14 protein-coding genes are annotated in these 17,510 nt (G+C 75.3%); 6 read left to right on the top strand and 8 right to left on the bottom strand.

From position 1 onward, the window contains the following. From ACIO92_RS19305 to ACIO92_RS19295, 3 genes are all read left to right on the top strand, one after another. Entirely contained in the window at nucleotides 1–2,226 is a 2,226-nt protein-coding gene (locus ACIO92_RS19305; RefSeq protein ID WP_402281920.1) for an NADP-dependent isocitrate dehydrogenase, read from the top strand. A 96-nt stretch (nucleotides 2,227–2,322) separates the two neighbouring features. Further along, a complete protein-coding gene (locus tag ACIO92_RS19300; RefSeq protein WP_366444448.1) occupies nucleotides 2,323–2,607 on the top strand; it encodes a hypothetical protein in 285 nt (94 codons plus the stop codon). A gap of 106 nt (nucleotides 2,608–2,713) precedes the next feature. Next, nucleotides 2,714–4,330: a sigma-70 family RNA polymerase sigma factor gene (locus tag ACIO92_RS19295; RefSeq protein ID WP_402281922.1), complete on the top strand. Its 1,617-nt coding sequence runs from the start codon at nucleotides 2,714–2,716 to the stop codon at nucleotides 4,328–4,330. A 52-nt stretch (nucleotides 4,331–4,382) separates the two neighbouring features. Here the strand turns inward: ACIO92_RS19295 and ACIO92_RS19290 are convergent, their stop codons facing one another. The 4 genes from ACIO92_RS19290 to ACIO92_RS19275 form a co-directional block, all read right to left on the bottom strand. Continuing rightward, complete coding sequence (locus tag ACIO92_RS19290; RefSeq protein WP_401237110.1) at nucleotides 4,383–5,342, bottom strand: CAP domain-containing protein; 960 nt, start codon at nucleotides 5,340–5,342, stop codon at nucleotides 4,383–4,385. 151 nt (nucleotides 5,343–5,493) lie between these two features. Further along, the gene (locus ACIO92_RS19285; protein WP_402281924.1) at nucleotides 5,494–6,366 is read right to left on the bottom strand and encodes a universal stress protein; all 873 of its coding nucleotides are present in this window, start codon (nucleotides 6,364–6,366) and stop codon (nucleotides 5,494–5,496) included. 147 nt (nucleotides 6,367–6,513) lie between these two features. Next, nucleotides 6,514–7,848 carry an acyl-CoA dehydrogenase family protein gene (locus tag ACIO92_RS19280; protein ID WP_366444454.1) on the bottom strand — a complete coding sequence of 445 codons (1,335 nt, stop codon included), beginning with the start codon at nucleotides 7,846–7,848 and terminating at the stop codon, nucleotides 6,514–6,516. 179 nt (nucleotides 7,849–8,027) lie between these two features. Further along, nucleotides 8,028–8,483, bottom strand: coding sequence for an Rrf2 family transcriptional regulator (locus ACIO92_RS19275; RefSeq protein ID WP_366444456.1), 456 nt, complete (start codon nucleotides 8,481–8,483; stop codon nucleotides 8,028–8,030). A gap of 373 nt (nucleotides 8,484–8,856) precedes the next feature. On the opposite strand from ACIO92_RS19275, the gene ACIO92_RS19270 reads away from it, so the two are divergent. Together ACIO92_RS19270 and ACIO92_RS19265 are read left to right on the top strand one after the other, a co-directional pair. Further along, nucleotides 8,857–8,979: a hypothetical protein gene (locus ACIO92_RS19270; RefSeq protein ID WP_402281927.1), complete on the top strand. Its 123-nt coding sequence runs from the start codon at nucleotides 8,857–8,859 to the stop codon at nucleotides 8,977–8,979. A gap of 312 nt (nucleotides 8,980–9,291) precedes the next feature. Then, nucleotides 9,292–10,200 (top strand): glutathione S-transferase C-terminal domain-containing protein, encoded by a 909-nt coding sequence (locus tag ACIO92_RS19265; RefSeq protein ID WP_402281929.1) that lies wholly within the window; start codon nucleotides 9,292–9,294, stop codon nucleotides 10,198–10,200. A gap of 1,122 nt (nucleotides 10,201–11,322) precedes the next feature. On the opposite strand, the gene ACIO92_RS19260 is transcribed toward ACIO92_RS19265, so the two are convergent. After that, the gene (locus ACIO92_RS19260) at nucleotides 11,323–11,889 is read right to left on the bottom strand and encodes a YciI family protein (RefSeq protein WP_401237112.1); all 567 of its coding nucleotides are present in this window, start codon (nucleotides 11,887–11,889) and stop codon (nucleotides 11,323–11,325) included. Nucleotides 11,890–12,136: 247 nt separating this feature from the next. Next, complete coding sequence (locus ACIO92_RS19255; protein WP_366444461.1) at nucleotides 12,137–12,706, bottom strand: YdeI/OmpD-associated family protein; 570 nt, start codon at nucleotides 12,704–12,706, stop codon at nucleotides 12,137–12,139. A 393-nt stretch (nucleotides 12,707–13,099) separates the two neighbouring features. Here ACIO92_RS19255 and ACIO92_RS19250 point away from each other — a divergent pair, with 393 nt between their 5' ends. Beyond that, nucleotides 13,100–14,011, top strand: a complete 912-nt coding sequence (locus tag ACIO92_RS19250) for a squalene/phytoene synthase family protein (RefSeq protein WP_366444463.1) — start codon at nucleotides 13,100–13,102, stop codon at nucleotides 14,009–14,011. A gap of 217 nt (nucleotides 14,012–14,228) precedes the next feature. On the opposite strand, the gene lanL is transcribed toward ACIO92_RS19250, so the two are convergent. Both lanL and ACIO92_RS19240 read right to left on the bottom strand, forming a co-directional pair. Then, nucleotides 14,229–16,796 (bottom strand): class IV lanthionine synthetase LanL, encoded by a 2,568-nt coding sequence (gene lanL, locus ACIO92_RS19245; protein WP_402281932.1) that lies wholly within the window; start codon nucleotides 16,794–16,796, stop codon nucleotides 14,229–14,231. Nucleotides 16,797–16,798: 2 nt separating this feature from the next. Further along, nucleotides 16,799–16,981, bottom strand: a complete 183-nt coding sequence (locus ACIO92_RS19240) for an SflA family class IV lanthipeptide (protein WP_366444466.1) — start codon at nucleotides 16,979–16,981, stop codon at nucleotides 16,799–16,801. Nucleotides 16,982–17,510 lie beyond the last annotated feature (529 nt).

Genomic DNA, 17,510 nt, shown 5'->3' with positions numbered 1-17,510 from the left:
GTGACTGACTCGACCATCATCTACACCCACACTGACGAGGCGCCTGCCCTGGCGACGTACTCGTTCCTGCCTGTGGTCCAGGCGTACGCCTCGCAGGCCGGCGTCACGGTCGAGACGCGGGACATCTCCCTCGCGGGCCGTATCATCGCCGTCTTCCCCGAGTACCTGGAGGAGGGCCAGCGCATCGCCGACGCCCTCTCCGAGCTCGGTGACCTCGCCAAGACGCCCGGCGCCAACATCATCAAGCTGCCGAACGTCTCGGCGTCCATCCCGCAGCTCAAGGCCGCCGTCGCCGAGCTCCAGGCGCAGGGCTACGCCCTCCCGGACTACCCGGACGACCCGAAGACGGACCAGGACAAGGACGTCCGCGCCCGTTACGACAAGATCAAGGGCTCGGCCGTCAACCCGGTCCTGCGCGAGGGCAACTCCGACCGCCGCGCGCCCGGCTCGGTGAAGAACTACGCCAAGAACCACCCGCACCGCATGGGCGCCTGGACCTCCGAGTCCCGGACCAACGTCGCCACCATGGACGACAACGACTTCGCCGCCACGGAGAAGTCCGCCGTCATCGCCCAGGACGACACCCTCCGCTTCGAGTTCACCGCCGCCGACGGCACCGTCAGCGAGCTCCGCGAGCCGCTGAAGGTCATCGCCGGTGAGGTCGTCGACGCCGCCGTCATGCGCGCCGCCGCCCTCCGCACCTTCCTCGGCGAGCAGGTCGCCCGCGCCAAGGCCGAGGACGTGCTCTTCTCCGTGCACCTCAAGGCCACCATGATGAAGGTCTCCGACCCGATCGTCTTCGGCCATGTCGTCCGCGCCTTCTTCCCGGCGACCTTCGCCAAGTACGGCGAGGTGCTCGCCGGTGCCGGTCTGTCCCCCAACGACGGCCTCGGCACCGTCCTCAAGGGCCTGGAGTCCCTCCCGCACGGCCTCGGCGAGGAGATCAAGGCGTCCTTCGACGCCGAGCTCGCCGACGGTCCGGCGCTCGCCATGGTCGACTCCGACAAGGGCATCACCAACCTGCACGTGCCGTCCGACGTCATCGTCGACGCCTCGATGCCCGCCATGATCCGCACCTCCGGCCACATGTGGGGTCCGGACGGCAAGGAGGCCGACACCCTCGCCGTCCTCCCGGACCACAGCTACTCCGGCGTGTACCAGGCCGTCATCGAGGACTGCCGCGCGCACGGCGCCTTCGACCCGTCGACCATGGGCTCCGTCCCGAACGTCGGCCTCATGGCGCAGAAGGCCGAGGAGTACGGCTCCCACGACAAGACCTTCGAGATCGCCCAGGCCGGTACGGTCCGCCTGGTCGACTCCCAGGGCACCGTCGTCCTGGAGCAGGAGGTCTCCGAGGGCGACATCTTCCGCGCCTGCCAGACCAAGGACCTGCCCATCCAGGACTGGGTCAAGCTCGCCGTCACCCGCGCCCGCGCCACCGGCGACCCGGCCGTCTTCTGGCTGGACGCCGCCCGCGCCCACGACGCCCAGCTGATCGCCAAGGTCGAGAAGTACCTGGCGGACCACGACACCGAGGGCCTGGACATCCAGATCCTTTCCCCGGTCGAGGCCACCGAGTTCTCCCTGGAGCGCATCCGCCGCGGCGAGAACACCATCTCCGTCACCGGCAACGTCCTCCGCGACTACCTGACCGACCTCTTCCCCATCCTGGAGCTGGGCACCAGCGCCAAGATGCTGTCGGTCGTCCCGCTGATGGCGGGCGGCGGACTCTTCGAGACCGGCGCCGGCGGCTCCGCCCCGAAGCACGTCCAGCAGCTCGTCAAGGAGAACTACCTCCGCTGGGACAGCCTCGGCGAGTTCTTCGCCCTGGCCGCCAGCTTCGAGCACCTGGCCACGTCCACGGGCAACACCCGCGCCCAGGTCCTCGCCGACACCCTCGACCGCGCCACCGGCACCTTCCTCAACGAGGACAAGTCGCCGACCCGTCGCCTCGGCGGCATCGACAACCGCGGCAGCCACTTCTACCTGGCCCTCTACTGGGCCCAGGAGCTCGCGGCGCAGACCGAGGACATCGAGCTGGCGAAGGCCTTCGGGCCGCTGGCCGAGACCCTCGCGGCCGACGAGCGGAAGATCGTCGACGAGCTGGTCGCCGTCCAGGGCTCCCCGGCCGAGATCGGCGGCTACTACCAGCCCGACCCGGCCAGGGCCGCGGCCGTGATGCGTCCGTCCGCCACCTTCAACGAGGCCGTCGCCTCCCTCGGCTGACCGACGCGCCCGCCCCGTACCGCCCCGGCCGGAACTCCTCCGGCCGGGGCGGTCCCGTCGGTGGCGCATCCGCCGTTCGGGTGTGAACCTGGATGGATGAGCTGGGCATCTTGGACGACCGCCGGTGTCTACACCGGGCGAGGTGGGGTGCTGACCGACGAGGCGGGAGTGGTCACGGGCGATCTGACCGTGCACACGACCTGGGTCGAGCGGGAAGCACGCGTGGCCGTGCAGTACAGCGGCGCATCCGACTGGTTCACCATGTCGGGCAGTCCCGTCCCCTGCGATTCGGAGAGGGAGAGCCGAGACCTGCACGACGCCGTCGTGGCCGCCGTCCGGGAGGGCGCCGGAGCCACCGTTCCCCGTCTGCCCGCCCCCTGACCGCGACGGCCGCCGACTCGCGGGGCGGCCGGATAAGTGTTATCCCTCCCGCTCCCACGGATCTCCCACCGACGGGGACCCGGACCAGGGACGAGGGAGCAGACCCATGCACAGCGACGAGCGCCGCACCACCACACTGGTGGAGGCGGCGAGGGCCGGTGACGCGCAGGCCAAGGACGCACTGGTACGCGCGTACCTGCCCCTCGTCCACAACATCGTCGGACGCGCCCTCGACGGGCACGCCGACACCGACGACATCGTCCAGGAGGCGATGGTCCGCGCCCTCGACGGACTGCCCGCCCTCCGCGACCCGGCCCGCTTCAGGTCCTGGCTCGTCGCCATCGCCATGAACGGGATACGGCGCCGCTGGCGCGAGCGACGGCACGCCCCCGTGCCCGGTCTCGACCGGGCCGCCGACCTCGCCGACCCGGCGGGCGACTTCACCGGACTGACCATCCTCAGGCTCGGTCTGTCGGGGCAGCGCCGTGACGTGGCCCGCGCCACCCGGTGGCTCGACGAGGACGACCGGGAACTCCTCGCCCTGTGGTGGCTGGAGACCACGGGCGAACTGACCCGGGCCGACCTCGCCGAGGGCCTCGGCGTCTCCCCGCAGCACGCGGCCGTCCGCGTCCAGCGCATGAAGGAACGGCTGGAGACGGGCCGGGCCGTCGTCCGCGCCCTGGACGCCCTGCCCCGGTGCCCGGACCTCGACGGGACCGTCGCCGCCTGGGACGGCCACCCGTCCCCGCTGTGGCGCAAACGCGTCGCCCGCCATCTGCGCGACTGTGCCTCCTGCACGGCCAGGGTGACCGGCCGCCGGGGCCTGGCCCCCGTCGAGGGCCTCCTCGTCGGCCTCGCCCTCGTCCCTCCGCTGACGGCCGGAACCAGCCAGGGCAGCCCCGCGCAGTCCGTCGCGCTCGCCCCCGCCGCCCACACGACGGCGGTCGGCACGGGCCCGACCGGCACAGGACCGTCCGGCTCCGGCGTGTCCGGTCCCGTCCCGGCAGGGCCGGACCCGTCCGAGTCCGTCCCGCCGGGGCCGACCCCGGCGGGCCCCGGTCCGGCCGGTGGCTGGCGGGTGCCGCCGCGCCGGGCCGTCGTCGCCGGTGCCGTGGCCGCCGCCGTCCTCGGGGCCGTAGCCCTGCTCGTGCCCGCCGAGCCGCACGCGCGCGTGGAGCCCGCCGCCGCGCCGCCGCCCCCGGCGACCCGGCCGCCCGTGCCGACGAGCCCGGCACCGACCCCCACCCCCACCGCCACCCCGACGCCCACGGTGTCGGCCACCGTCACCGGGGCCGTACGGGAAACGCCCGGCGCCCGGCGGGCCACGCCCCCGGTGCCGAGCCCCGAGGAGCGCCTGACGGCCCTCGTCAACCGGCTGCGGACGGCGGCGGGCTGTGCGCCGCTGCGCGTCGACCCCCGCCTCGCCGGGGCGGCCCGCGCCCACGCGCGGGACATGGCCGGGCGCGGCTACTACGGTCACGCCGGTCCCGAGGGCGAGTACGCGGACTCGCGGATCTCCGCCGCCGGGTACGACTGGAGCGCCTGGGCCGAGAACCTGGACCGGGGACCGGCCGACCCGGCGTCCGTCGTCGCCGACTGGACGGACGGGTCGGTCCACGAGGAGAACATGCTCGACTGCCGCTACCGGGACACCGGGGTGGCGCGGGTCCCCGGTCCCGGCGGCCCGGTCTGGGTGCAGAAGCTGGCGGCCCCCGCTCCCTGAGGCGTACGGGGAACGAGGAGCGGGGAGACCGGGTGCGGGGCCGCCGGGGGCTTCAGGACCTGGCGCCGAAGTTCTGCACCCACCAGGGGCCGTTGGCGGTGAGGGTGACGCCCACGCCGATGTCCTTGAAGGAGCAGTTGAGGATGTTCGCCCGGTGGCCGGGGCTGTCCATCCAGTCCTCCATCGTGAGGGCCGGGGTCTTCGGGCCCCGGTGGATGTTCTCCCCCCACGTCGACCACGAGTACCCGGCGCCGCTCATCCGGTCACCGGCGTCCCGGCCCTCCGGGCTGTCGTGCTCGTAGTAGTCCCGGGCCGCCATGTCGTCGGCGTGGCCCTGGGCGGCGGACCGCAGGCGCTCCTCGGTCCGCAGCGGACCGCAACCCGCCTTCGCGCGCTCGGTGTTGGCGAGGGCGACGACCTCCTGGACGAAACGCTTGGTCTTCCCCGCCGTCGGTGCCTCCGGCGCCGCGCCCTGCTGGGGGGCCTTCTCGCGCGGCTGCGCGGGCCGCCGTTCCGACTCGGCCTTCGGCGCCGCCGTCGTCGTCGAGGGGCGTACGGGCGCGGTCGTGGCGGCGCGGGGGGACGGGGTGGCGGCGGTCGCGGGAGTGACCGGCGGCAAGGGGGAGGGCGTGCGCACGGCCCCCCGTACGGCCACCGGAGCGGCGGACGCCGTCCCGGCACCCTCCGGGGCGTCCGGGGGAGCGGCCGGAAGCCCGGCCGTCGGGGCGGCGGTCACCGCCTCGGAGCCGGAGGAGGCCAGGTGGACGCCCGTCGCCACCGTCAGGATCGCCGCCGTCGCCCCCGCCACGGTGACGCCGGTGCGGAAGGACGGGCGGCGCGGCGGGCGGCGCCGCGAGCCGCCGCCCCCGCGATGCCGTCCGCCCGCCCGTGCCGGGGCCTCCTGCGGCGCGGTCTCCCGCAGGGGGCCGTCGGGCCGGGTGCGGTCGGGTTCGTGGGAGTGGCCGGATTGGTGGGAGTGGCCGGGGTGGCCGGGGTGGTCGTGGTGCCGCATGGGGTTCCGCTCTCTCGCCGGGGTCGCCGGACGGTCCGGCGCTGGGAGAGCCACCGGGGCGACGGCGATAACACTTTCCTGCCCCGGCTCCCCCGACACTCCTCGTCAACCCGACGCGTCAACCGGGTACTCACGTCCTTCCGGCACCCTTTCAGCCCTGCGGCACCACCGCCACCGGACACGGCGCGAGGTGCAGCACCGCGTGCGCCACAGAACCGATGCGCGGTCCGGCCGCCCCGCGCTTCGCCCGCCGCCCGACCACCAGGAGCTGCGCGGTCCCGGAGGCGGAGAGCAGCACCTGCCCGGCGCTGCCCAGCTCGACGTGCTCGCTGACGGACACGTCCGGGTACCGCTCCCGCCAGGGCGCGAGGGCTTCCCGCAGTGCCTTCTCCTCGTACGGGACGAGTCCCCCGGCCTCGTCCGCGAGCCGCATCGACGCGGGACTGTACGCGTACAGCGGGGGCAGGCTCCAGGCCCGTACGGCCCGCACGGCGGCCCCCCGCGCGGCGGCGGTCTCGAACGCGAAGCCGAGGGCCGCGGCGCTGTCCTCCGGGCTGCCGAGCTGGCCGACGAGGACGTGCCCGGCGGGCGGCTCGGCGGGTTCGCCGTCGCGGGACCTGACGGCCACCACGGGCCGGGTGGACCCGGCGATGATCTGCTGCCCGTACGAGCCCAGGAGGAAGCCGAGGACCGGGCCGTGGCCGCGCGAGCCGATGACGAGCAGCTCGGTCCGCCCCTCGGCGCCGAGCAGCGCCGCGACCGGCGTGTCGGGGAGCACCTCGGAGGTGACCGTGAGCCCGGGGTGGCGCGCGGCGACGGCGGTCTCCGCGTCCCGGAGGAGGTCCCGCGCCGCCTTCTCCTGGGTCGAGCGGTCCTGGACCAGGGGGAGGTCGAGCGGTTCCCAGCGCCAGGCGTGCGCGAGCCGTAGCGGGAGTCCCCGGTGGAGGGCCTCGCGCGCCGCCCAGTCGGCCGCGGCGAGGCTCTCCGGGGAACCGTCCACTCCTGCGACGATCTCACGACTCATCAGACTGCCTCCGTCGGTGCGATGACGGGCCCGCCCGGTGGTCGGACCCCGCTGCTCCCAGCTTGGGCCCAACAGCCGTGCCGCGAGAGGGCCGGACGTCCCGACATGCCGGTCCTTCCGGCCTTTCCGCCCCTCGCGGCGGTGGTGTCAGGCCAACAGGGTGAGCCGGGCGTGGGTGGAGTTGAGGTAGTGGTCGCCGATGTCCCGCAGCCGGTGCGCCGCCTGGGTGGGGACGGTGAGCGCACGGGCGTTGCGCCAGAAGCGGTCGAAGCCGGGACCGCCGCCCCCGACGCCCGTGCCCGGCGCGCCGTCGACGAGTTCCAGGACGCGGGTCGTGATCTGGACGGCCGCCTGCCCGGCGACGGCCTCGGCGGCGGACACCAGGACGGCGACGTCGGCGCGCTCCTCCGCGCCGAGCGTCCACCCGGCGAGCAGTCCGCGCGTCAGGGCGTCCGTGGCCCGCTCCACCACCGCGGCCGCCGTGTGCGCGGCGGTCGCCAACTCCCCGTAGGCCAGCAGGAGGTAGGGATCGTCCCCGGCGCCTTCCGTGGCGGGGAGCCGTGCGGGGTGCCCGGCGGGCGCGGGGCCCGCGTGCCCGGCGCGGCTGATGTCCCTGGCCTCGGCGAGCGCCCCCTCGGCGATCCCGAGTCCGACGTGGACCAGGAGCAGCCGCAGGGCGATCGGGGCGAGGGTGGCGAAGGGGGCGACGGCGTGCTCGTCGTGGGGGAGGGCGCCGAGGACCTGCCCGGGTGCGACGGGCACCCGTTCGAAGGTGACGGTGCCCGCCCCCGCGAGCCGCTGTCCGACGCGGTCCGTCCCCGCCTCGGTGAACACTCCCGGCGCGCCGGGGTCCACGAGGACGACGAGCTGGTCGCCGGTGCCGCCGGGGCGGGCCCCGACGACCAGCCGGTCGGCCACCGTGACGGCGGAGGCGAAGGCGCGGGTCCCGTCGAGGAACCAGCCGCCGCCGTCGGTGTCCGACGGTGTCAGGACGAGCCCGTGGCCGGACTCGGCGCGCGGCGGCTCCACTTCCCCGGCCAGCAGCCAGTTCTCCTCGGCGGCCCGCGCGAGCGGGTCCCGCGCCGCGCGGAGCGGGTCGAGGAAGCGGCCGGTCCAGGACAGGGCGTAGTGGTGGGCGAGGAGTTCGCCCACGGAACTGTCGGCGGCGGAGATCTCCCGGACGACCGCGCAGGCGCTGCGCCAGTCGACGCCCCGCCGGTCCGGCCCCGGCGGGGTGAGCAGGGCGGGCAGTCCCGCCTCCTGGAGGCGGGCGACCTCGTCGAACGGGACCTTGCCCGCACGGTCCCTGGCCAGGGCGTCGACGGCGAGGTCGTCGGCGAGTTCGCGGGTGACACGGGGCCAGAAGTCGTCCTCGACGGGCCGGTCGGCCACCGGGACCGCCGGGCGGTCGCCGTTCGGGCCGGATGGTGCGGGGGCGGTGCGGGTCGCTGGTCTCTTCGGCGATTTCCTCGGCGTACTCACGTCACCTCACCTGATTCCTCATCCCTAGTGGAACAGTAGGGATAGTGGCAGAGGAGGCTCCCCCGCCCCAAGGGGCGTCCGATGCGCGGACAAGGGCGTCCTGAAGGGTGAGACCTGGGCTAGTAGTCCCAGGTCAGAGGCGATTGGGTGCGATGGTCATGGTGTGGCTCGTGTTCCGTTCACGGATTGGTCCACGCCTCCGGGTCCTTCGCGCGCTCGACGATCCCGTCCGGCAGCCGGGCCGCCGCCACCTCCGCCAGCGAGACCCCCAGCACCTCCCGGACCCCGGACCGCAGCGCGATCCACAGGGTCAGCAGCGACTCGGCGGGCCCCGTGTACGCCAGGTCCGGCGGACGCTCCCCGCGCACCGAGACCAGCGGACCGTCCACACACCGGATGACCTCCGCGACGGAGATCGTCTCGGCGGGACGGGCCAGCCAGTAACCGCCGTTGCCGCCGCGCTGGCTCAGCACCAGACCGCCCCTGCGCATGTCGCCGAGGATGCTCTCCAGGAACTTGTGCGAGATGCCCTGGTCCTCCGCGATGGCCTCGGCCTTCAGTGGCCCCGTGTCCTGGGCGGCGGCGAGCTGGAGGGCGGCCCGCACCGCGTAGTCGGCCCTGGCTGAAATGCGCATGTGCGCATTATTCCGTACGGGAGGCGAGGGGCCGGTGTGCCGTGGTCGACACCGGAGCGGGGCCTTCGCGGGCCGCGCGCACCACGGGAGCGGAGGCCCCGCGGGCTCTGCTCCCCGCGCGGAGGTCCGGGGAGTCCGGGAGGTCCAGGGAGCATGAGGTCCGTCCGCCGCGCGGCGGACGGACCGGGCGGCGGCGGCCCGGCGCGGCGGCGGCCCCGCGCGGCCCTTCCCTCCGGCTCTCTCCGGGCGGAGGCGGGCAGTCCGTGGGACGCTCTTTGAGACAGTCCGTGAGACGGCCGTACCGCACCCTTGACGCCGCTCCGGGCCGGTCGGACACTCAGGACGGGGAAACCGAGCGGACAGGTAGGGAATCATGGGACGCACCGACGGGTGGGGCACCGCGGTCGACGCACCCCTCCCGCGCTCCCTGCCCCTCACCTCGCGCCGCCACATCGATCTCCTGCGGGTCTGCAGCGCGGCGAGTCGCTCCGCGTGAGGCGCCCTCCGGCGCGCCGCTCCGCCACGAGCCGCCGCCCGTCCGGCCGCCCCGCATCTGGGTGACCTCCGCCGGGACGCGCCCCCGTGGCGCCGCCGTCGCCGGGTCCGTCTCCCCGGAGCGCCGCTCCGCGCGGCACCGTTCCCGGCCGGGTGGCCGTCCCGCCCGCTGAGACGACCGTCCACCGGCAACGGCCCCGCGATCCGCGTCCGCCTCCTCCTTCCCGTACCCCTGCTGCCCTCGGGCCCCGAGCCGCCACCGGCGCCACGGCACGCCGCCCGACCCAGCACCGAGCACCCTCAAGGGAGAAGCATGTCCGTCGTCCCGTCCTCGCTGCTGCCCGTCTCCGCCGTGCCCGCCTTCCGGGGCCGCATCGGCCGCGACGTGGGCAGCGGCCACTACGCCGCACCGCACCGCTACCGCCTCCATGTCGCGCCCTCCGACCCCGACTGTCTGAGGATCGCCCTCACCCACGCGATCCTCGGCCTCGACGACACGCTCCCCCTCACCGTCCTCCCCGAGGAGGCCGACACGCCCGACGGCGGATACGCCCTCCTCCGCCCGCTGTACGAGGCCAGCGCCCATCTCTACGCCGGTCCCGCCGCAGCCCCCGTCCTCAGCGACGACTGGACCGGACGGATCGTCAGCACCCATGTCCCCGACATCCTCCGCGACCTCGCCCTCCGCTTCCGGGGCGACGGCCCCGACCTGCTGCCGGAGGAGCACCGGAGCGACATCGAGGCACTCTCCGACCTGTGCGAACGGAGCATCAACCGGGCCGCCCAGCGCGCCGGGGAACTCGGCATCGACGGCGAGTCCGCCCACCGCGAACCCCTCACCGTCCTCTTCGCGGCCCTCGACTCGCTCGAACGCGGGCTGGCCCGCGATCCGTACGTCCTCGGCGACGCGCCGACCGCAGCCGACATCCACGTCTGGGTCACCCTGGTCCAGCTCGACACCATCCACCGCTGGCACCTGGACGCCACCGCCATGGACCGGGTCGCCGGGTACACCTCGCTCTGGGCGTACGCCCGACGGCTCGCCGCCCGCCCCGAGTTCGGCCGCTGCCTCGACATCGACGCGCTCCTGCGCCGCCACCGCGCCCACTGCCGGGGCCGCGAGGCGGCGGGCGGCGGAATCCGCCTCGTCGACTGGCCGACCCCGACGACGACACCGACGACGACACCGACGACGACACCGGGGTCGGCGCCGATCGGCTGACGGACCGGCTCACGGCCGACGATCCGGGCGCGGGCCCACCACCGCCGGAGACGGCATCACGGGCCCGCGCCCCGGGGCCGGTCATGGGGGTGGGGTCCGGGCCTCCCTCCGATACGGAGTGCCGGGCTCCGTACGGGCCCGTACGGGTGCCTGACTCCCGTACGGGCCCGGTGACGGCTGACTGTCGTACGACCGGGTGGACGCCGGAGCCCGTACGGGCCCGGCCGGTGCCGAGTCGCCGCACCCGTAGGGCCGGTGGTCCGATCCCCGTACGGTCCCACCGGCCTCCGGAGCGGGCGTCCGAGCTCCCCGTACCGTCACCACGGGCCCCCGGCCCGCCCTCCCGCCCGGTACGTCCGGTCACCGGGCGGGGTCCCTCGTACCGCCCGGCGCGCCGAAACCCGCCGAACCACTCGGCGCGCCGGGCCCAGCCGGAGGACGCGGTGCCGGTCCGGTCCGTGCGGAGCCGCGAGTAGAGCACCGCGTGCCGGTGTCCGCCCTGCCGCGCGGCGGACCGCAGCAGCCCCTCGCCGAGGAATCCCGCCTTCTCCAGGGCGCGCCGCTCGGCGACGTTCTCGGGGTCGGTCCACGCCTGGACCCGTTCGGCCCGCGTGTGGTCGAAGAGGTATCCGCCACGAGCCCTCGGGCACGGGTGCCCACGCCCCGGCCGCGCGCGGCGGGCACCGGCCCGATCGCCGGGCTCCACCCACCCAGGGCGTCAGGACCCCGGCCGCCGGGGAACCGTTTCACCCGGCCGACCGTGATCCCGCCCTCGGCGACCGCGAGCGTCCCGCCGTCCGGGCCGGGCAGACCGTTCTCGGCGAAGCGGCGGCGCAGGTCGGTCGGCCGTCGAGCGGAGACCGGACCGCGCGTGGACGCCCCAGCCCTCGGGCCCGTTGAACTCCCTCTCGAACAGATCGAGATCGTCGGCGGTGACGGGACGCGGCGTGACCTCGGCGGGCACGGGCGGCTCCAGGCTCTCGGCCGCACGGTCGCCCCGTGCGGTGGCGGCGGGAGACACCGTCCGGCGCGTCCCACCCGCCTGCACGTGCGCCGTGGGGGCCCGGTTGCGAGAGCGGCCCGGGGCGCTCGCCCGGCCGAACCGCTGAGGTCGCGCGGACCTCAGCGGCGTCCGCCGCGCTGCCAGCGCCGGGCGGTGAGGGGTGTGGGACCGCCCGCGAGCAGGTCCGCCGACGCCTGGACCAGGCCGCGCGCCTCGTCGGGGAGGGACCGTACGACCGCGACCACGCCCGTCGTGCGGTCCTGGTCGTCGTCGGTCAGGACGGCCACGAAGCACAGCCGGTCGTCCGGCTCCGCGCCCAGGAGTCCCGGCCCGGCGTCGCCGGGGGTACGGACACGCGGCGGCCACCGGGCCGTGACGAGCGTGTACGGGACGCCCGGCGCCGGTTCGCGGTGCAGCAGCACCGTCGCCGGGGCGGCCGTGAACTCCCGGTAGAGACCGGCCCGCCAGTACGGCTCCTCCGTCGCGAACCGCTCCGCGGCGGCCCGGTCGGGAAGGTCCACGAGGTGCACGCTTCCCGTGTGCTCCTCCCCGTCGTCGGACAGGGTGGGACCCCGCAGTATCAGCCGGCCGTCGAAGCGGTCCATGTAGGACCAGTGCTCCTCGGCGAACCGGAACAACTGCTCGGCGACCCCCGGCCTGTCCTGCGCATGAATGAAGAACACCATGTGCGGACGGTACGCCACGGCTCCCGGGCATGACGGGGGACGGGGGACGGGGGACGGGCCCCGTCCGGTTCCGAGGCACGGGAGCCCGTGTTCGGCGCCGCGCCCTTCGCCCCCGGGGGCGAAGGGGACGTCCCCGGCGGCCACGAGCGGCCGGGGAACTCCTCGACGGGCCCTGCTGCCGGGCGGGCGGACGCGGCGTCCCCCGGCCGTGTCCGACCCGGGTGCCCCGGACCCCGGCGCGCCGCGTCTACTCGTCGGCGGCCAGCGCCCGCACCGCCCGCTCCACGGCGGTCCGGCGCCCCTCGGGGGTCCGCGCCTGGAGCAAGGGAAGGAGGACCAGGTACTTCGCGGTCTTCTCCAGCGCCTCGAAAGCCTTCGCCGCCCGGTCGTTCGCCGCCAGCGCCGCCGTCAGCTCGTCGGGCATCCCGGCGGTGGACTGCGGAGCGTACGCGGCGTCCCAACGCCCGTCCGCCTGCGCCTTGCGCACCTCCTCCAGACCCGGCTCACGCATCCGGCCCTCGGCCGCGAGGACGGCGACCTTGTCGACGTTGACCTGCGACCACAGGCTCTTGGGGCGCCGGGGAACGTACTTCTGGAGGTAGTACGTGGCATCGAGCGACCGGCGCTGACCCGAGATCCAGCCCCAGCACAGCCCGACGTCGACCATTCCGTCGGATGTCACGGACGCGATCCCGGAGCCCTTCTTGGCGACCTTGACCCACACGCCCGCGTGCCGCCCGTGGTGAGCCGTCAACCAGCCGTCGAACGCCTCCTCGTCAGAGAAGGCCACGACCTCGACACCATCGATCTCGTCCATGCGCCCATGCTATGCGGCCACGCACCCGCCCCGGTCCATCTGCCGTGCGAGGGACCGTACTTGGCCGGAACGCCTCGGCGTCGGCCGGTGTACGGATCGGGCCAGGCCGTCCGGCCCGCCGACCCCCACGGACACCGCGACGGGTCCGGGCCCGCGACCGCCCACCGGGGCCGGGGCGTGGCCCCGGGGCGGACCCCCGCACGCGGGGGGCCGCCCCGGTCGACGCGACTCCCCGCCGCCGTCCGGCCCGCACCCGACCTCGACCCCCGCCGGTCGTATCGGGGCACGGGTTCCCCCGGACCGCCCCCCCACCACGAGCGGGCGGTACGCGGGGGCCGGTCGGGGCTTCCGGCGGGGTGCCCGTAGGCTCGCGGCCGACGACAGGAGATCGGCATGTGGAAGCGGGCCCTCGACCGGGCCGGGGTCGGGGAGCGGCGGCTGCGGCGGGACTACACGGAACAGCGGCGGGCGGTGCGGAGGTTCGCGGCGGCCGAGTACGCCGCCGCGCGGCTCCTGCTCCCCGCGGATCTGCTGCCGCACGTCGTGGCCGCCGTCGCGTTCATGCACGACACCGACGACCGGATCGACCGGGGGACACCGGACGAACGGGCCGCCGCCCTCACGGAACGGGACGCGCTCGTACGGAAGGCCCTCGCCGGAGACGGCTCCGGACCGCCCGTGCTGCGCTGCCTGGCGCACACCGCCGAGCGGCACCCGGACGTGCGCGCCCACGCGGAGGAGTTCCTGCGGGGCTGTGCGCGCGAGGTCGCGTGGCGGACCCTCGCGGACGACGAGGAACTGGACAGGTACGTACGGGAGTACTCGCTGCCCGCGCTGATGCTGACGGCCTGTCTGCTGGCGCCCGTGGAGCCGTCGGCGCGGGCGGAGTTCACGGACGGCTGCCACCGGCTCATCCGTGCCATGCAGCGCATCGACTTCCTGGAGGACCTGGCCGAGGACGTGCGCGCCGGACGGCCCGGGGTCCCCGCCGACGCGGTGGCACGCCACGGCGCGGACCTCACCCGGCCCGGCCCGGCACTGGGCGGGCTGGTCGAGGAGCAGATGGACCGCGCCGCCGTCGACCTGTCGTCGGCCGCGCTCCTCGCGGACGTGGTGGACTCCTCGTACCTGCCCTTCGTACGGGCCCTCATCGGTGTCCAGCGGCTCCGTCTCGACGCGGTGCGCCGCGCGGGCGCGTCCCTGGCGACCCGGGGCTCCGGACCCCGGCCGTCGGCGGCCGTCCTCCTGCTGCTGCGCGAGACGGCGGCACGCCGAGGACCGGGAAGGGCGCGTCGAGGGGCGTAGACGGGTGGTGCGCCGCCGGGACTCGCCCGCTGCCCGAGTCCGATGCCTGAGCCTGATGCCGATGCCGATGCCGGTGCTCGCCGTTCGGTGAGAAGGTGAGGCCCGATCCGGGAACGCCCCCAGCTGCGCGGCGGCCTCACCGGCAGGCAGTGCCACAGGCCGTACCGGCAGGCCGTGTCCGGTACGGCAGGGGGCGGACGCGACGCCGGGGCGGCGGTCAGACGGGGAGGCCGAGCCGTGGACCGCCCGGGTCGCGCAGTCGTCTGAAGAAGGCCAGCACACCCGCCGAGCCCCCGGCCCAGGTGGCACTCGACCCGGTGAGACCGGTGTCCGGGAACACGGGCCGGGACCAGGTGCCGCCGCTGCGGCTCAGGATGAGCAGGGCGACGGTCTCGGCCGCGTCCCGGAACTCCTCGGACCCGGACGCCTCAGCGACGTCCACCATCAGATCGCCCACCCCGGCCAGCCCGCAGCACTGCGAGACCAGCGGCATCCGGGGTGCCAGCTCGGCGCAGGTCCGCGCGGCCCGCCGCGCCAGGTCGAGGTACCCCGGCTCGTCCAGGTGCTCGGCGGCCCGCACGAGTACGGTCCCGATCCCGGCCAGGCCCCGGCACCAGGAACCGTAGCGGCGGGTCGCCCCCGGCCCGGTGGCCGCCGCGATGACGTCCGGCGTCACGGCGGCCAGACGCGCGGCGGCCTTCTCGGCACGGCTGAGCGCGTCCGGGTCCCCGGTCGCGCCGCCGTACGCGAGCAGGAAGCAGACGACGCCCGCGTCACCGTGCGCGATGCCCTCCCGGAGCGCCGCGTCGCCGGACCTCTCCGTACCGGTCGGGGTCAGCCGGGCGGTGTCCGACGCCAGCAGCCGCTCGCAGTCGGCGGCGACGGCGAGGTGCCGGTCCGCGGCGAGCCGGTGACCGGACCGGAGGGCGTGCCGGGCGAGCAGCAGCCTGCCCAGGCCGATTCCGGCGGCGCCCGCGATCAGGTCGGCCTCCGGAGGCCCGCCGTCCGGGGCGCGGTCCGGCAGCACGGGGTGCCCGGACCGCGCGCCCGCCTCCAGGTCCACGGCCGTCGTCGTGCCCGCGCCCGCCGCCGTACCCGCCTCCGTGAGGAAGAGTTCGACGCCGGTGCGCCCCGTGTAGAAGGCGGGCGGCAGGTTCCTGGACTGCCGCGCCGTCCACCGGGCCAACGAGCTGACGGCCGACCGCACCTGCGGCCGGTGCGCGTGGTGGAGCAGTTCGAGGCCGAGCCCCGAACTGCCCCCGTAGACGTCGATCGAGGTGGGCACGTTCAGCCGCGCGGCCCGTTCCGGGTCCACGATCGCCCGCGCCTCGGCGACGCAGTACGCGGTGGTGTGCTCGATGATCCCGTCCAGCAGGTCGCCGTCGACCCTGGGACGCGCGGGCCGCCGCACCGGTCCTGCCGTGCCGCTGCGGAGCCGGTCGGCGGCGGCGGTCCGTACGGCCGGGTCGAAGCTCAGCAGACCGGTGATCGACGACCGGCTCTCCCGGTGGGCGCGGCCGGGCAGTGCCCACGCCAGACAGGCCAGGGTCCGGTCCCGGTTGACCCGGTGGTCGGTGTCGACGATCACCGGATCCATGCCGGTGGCGGCGAAGAAGAGGGTCGCGCCGAGGGCGTAGTGGTCGTCGGCGGGGGCGGCCGGTCCGGTCGCGGGCAGAACCGGTTCGCCGTATCCGGGGGTCGCCCCTCCCGGCCCCGTGCCGTTCCACTCGCTGATCCCGAAGTCGATCACATGGCAGCGGGCGGGGCCGGAGCCGTCGAGCACGACGTTGTCGGGCTTGAGGTCGCGGACGACCACGTTCCGGCGGTGGACCGCGTCCAGGACGCGCAGGAGCCGGGAGGCGAGGGCGGACAGGGAGCGCGCCGGGGCGCCGGTGTCGTTCCGGTAGGGGCCGTTCCGCAGGACGTCCTTGCGCAGGTCCCGGTCGCCGCAGGCGCTCATCACCAGGTACTCGTCCGACCGGTGGGCGAAGTAGTCCAGCGCGCGGGGCACGCCCGTGACGCCGTCGAGCGCGGTGAGGACCGTGCGCTCGTTGCGCAGCCGGTGGCGGGCGTCCGTACCGGACTCGTCCTCGCCCACGTAGGCCCTCGCCTGTTTGACGACCACCGGCTGCCCGAGCGTGCGGTCCAGCGCGCGGTAGACGTTGCCCCGGGCGGCGCGCGCGATGCCCGCGGTGACCCGGTAGCGTCCGCCGCCGAAGCCCGGCGCCGACGGCTCGTCACCGTGTGCCGAGCCGTCGGCGAAGGGGTCGTCGGCCCAGGGCGGGCAGCGGTAGCGGCCGACGGCCAGACCGTCGAAGACCAGACCGTCCGGCCCGGTCATGACGGATTCGAGCCGACCGCTCCGGCCGGTGCGGTAGTCCCCGGTGAAGGGGCCGTAGCGGTAGTAGACCGGGGCCCCCGGGTCGGCCCGCCGGTCGCTGACGACCTGCGGACCCTCCCGGTCGCGCAGCACGGCGGCGAGTTCCCGGGCGACCGCGACCACGGTCCCGGCCAGGGGATAGACGGTGATGGCCTTGCCGACGGCCCCGGCGCTCACCACCCCGGAGTTGAGGCGGCGCAGGGTCTCAGGGTCACGGGCGAACTTCGCGTGGCAGACGTGCCGGGACAGCACCGGCAGGACGAGCCGGGTCACGGCGTCGAGGTCCCCGGGGCGGGTCGAGACGTGCAGTTTCCAGCCGTGTTCCATCGCCGGCATCCGCGGATCGTTCAGGTACGACCAGGTGTCGTCGGACCAACCGCTGCGACCGGCGATGGAGACGGCCACCGCTACGAGTTCAGGTCACAGGCGAAGCGGGTGGTGGCGGTCACCCAGGGGTCGGCGAGACACGCGGTGTGCTCGCGGTCGGCACGGTCGTCGTCCTCGAACACGATCGCCTCGTCGTCGATCTCCAGCGGACCCGCGTCGCGGAATCCTTCGGCTTCCAGAAGATCCGGCACGGCTACGGGCATGTGACGCCTCCATGGTCGGTCGTGCGCTGAGGAGCAGGAAAAGGGCCGACACGGGCCGGTGGACCCGCTGGGCCGTGACTCGCTGCACCAAGGTAGGGAGGAGCGAACTCGCTGACAAGAGGTCTGATAGCACTGCTCTCGGAGACCTCGCCGGGGGCCGGTCCGTCCCCGCCCGGACGCCGCCCCTCCGGCGGGACGCGCGTCGGCACGGGGCGACGGGTCCGCGGCCGGGTTACGGCCGGGGGTACGACGGTGGGCCCGCCCGCCGGGGCAGGCGTGGCGGGCGGGTCGAGGGAGGGGCCGGTGACGCGTGATGAGCCGTTCCTGAACCGGTGCCCGTCCCGCGTACGACAAGGCGGGCGGGACGTCAGCCCGTCGCCGTGGGCGGATGGGCGGGTGGGTGAGTGGCACGGTCACCGGGGCCGTCGGCGCTTCAGACCGTGCCGGACGCCCGCGGAGGACGACGGCGGCCCGGCCCTCGTACGCTCGCCGTCCCTTGCCGTCCCTTGCCGTCCCTTGCCGTCCCTCG

This window comes from Streptomyces sp. NPDC087215 (genome assembly GCF_044744885.1).
Taxonomy (GTDB): Bacteria; Actinomycetota; Actinomycetes; order Streptomycetales; family Streptomycetaceae; genus Streptomyces.
The sequence above is the reverse complement of the archived record's forward strand: the minus strand, read 5'-3'. Positions and strand labels throughout refer to the sequence as shown.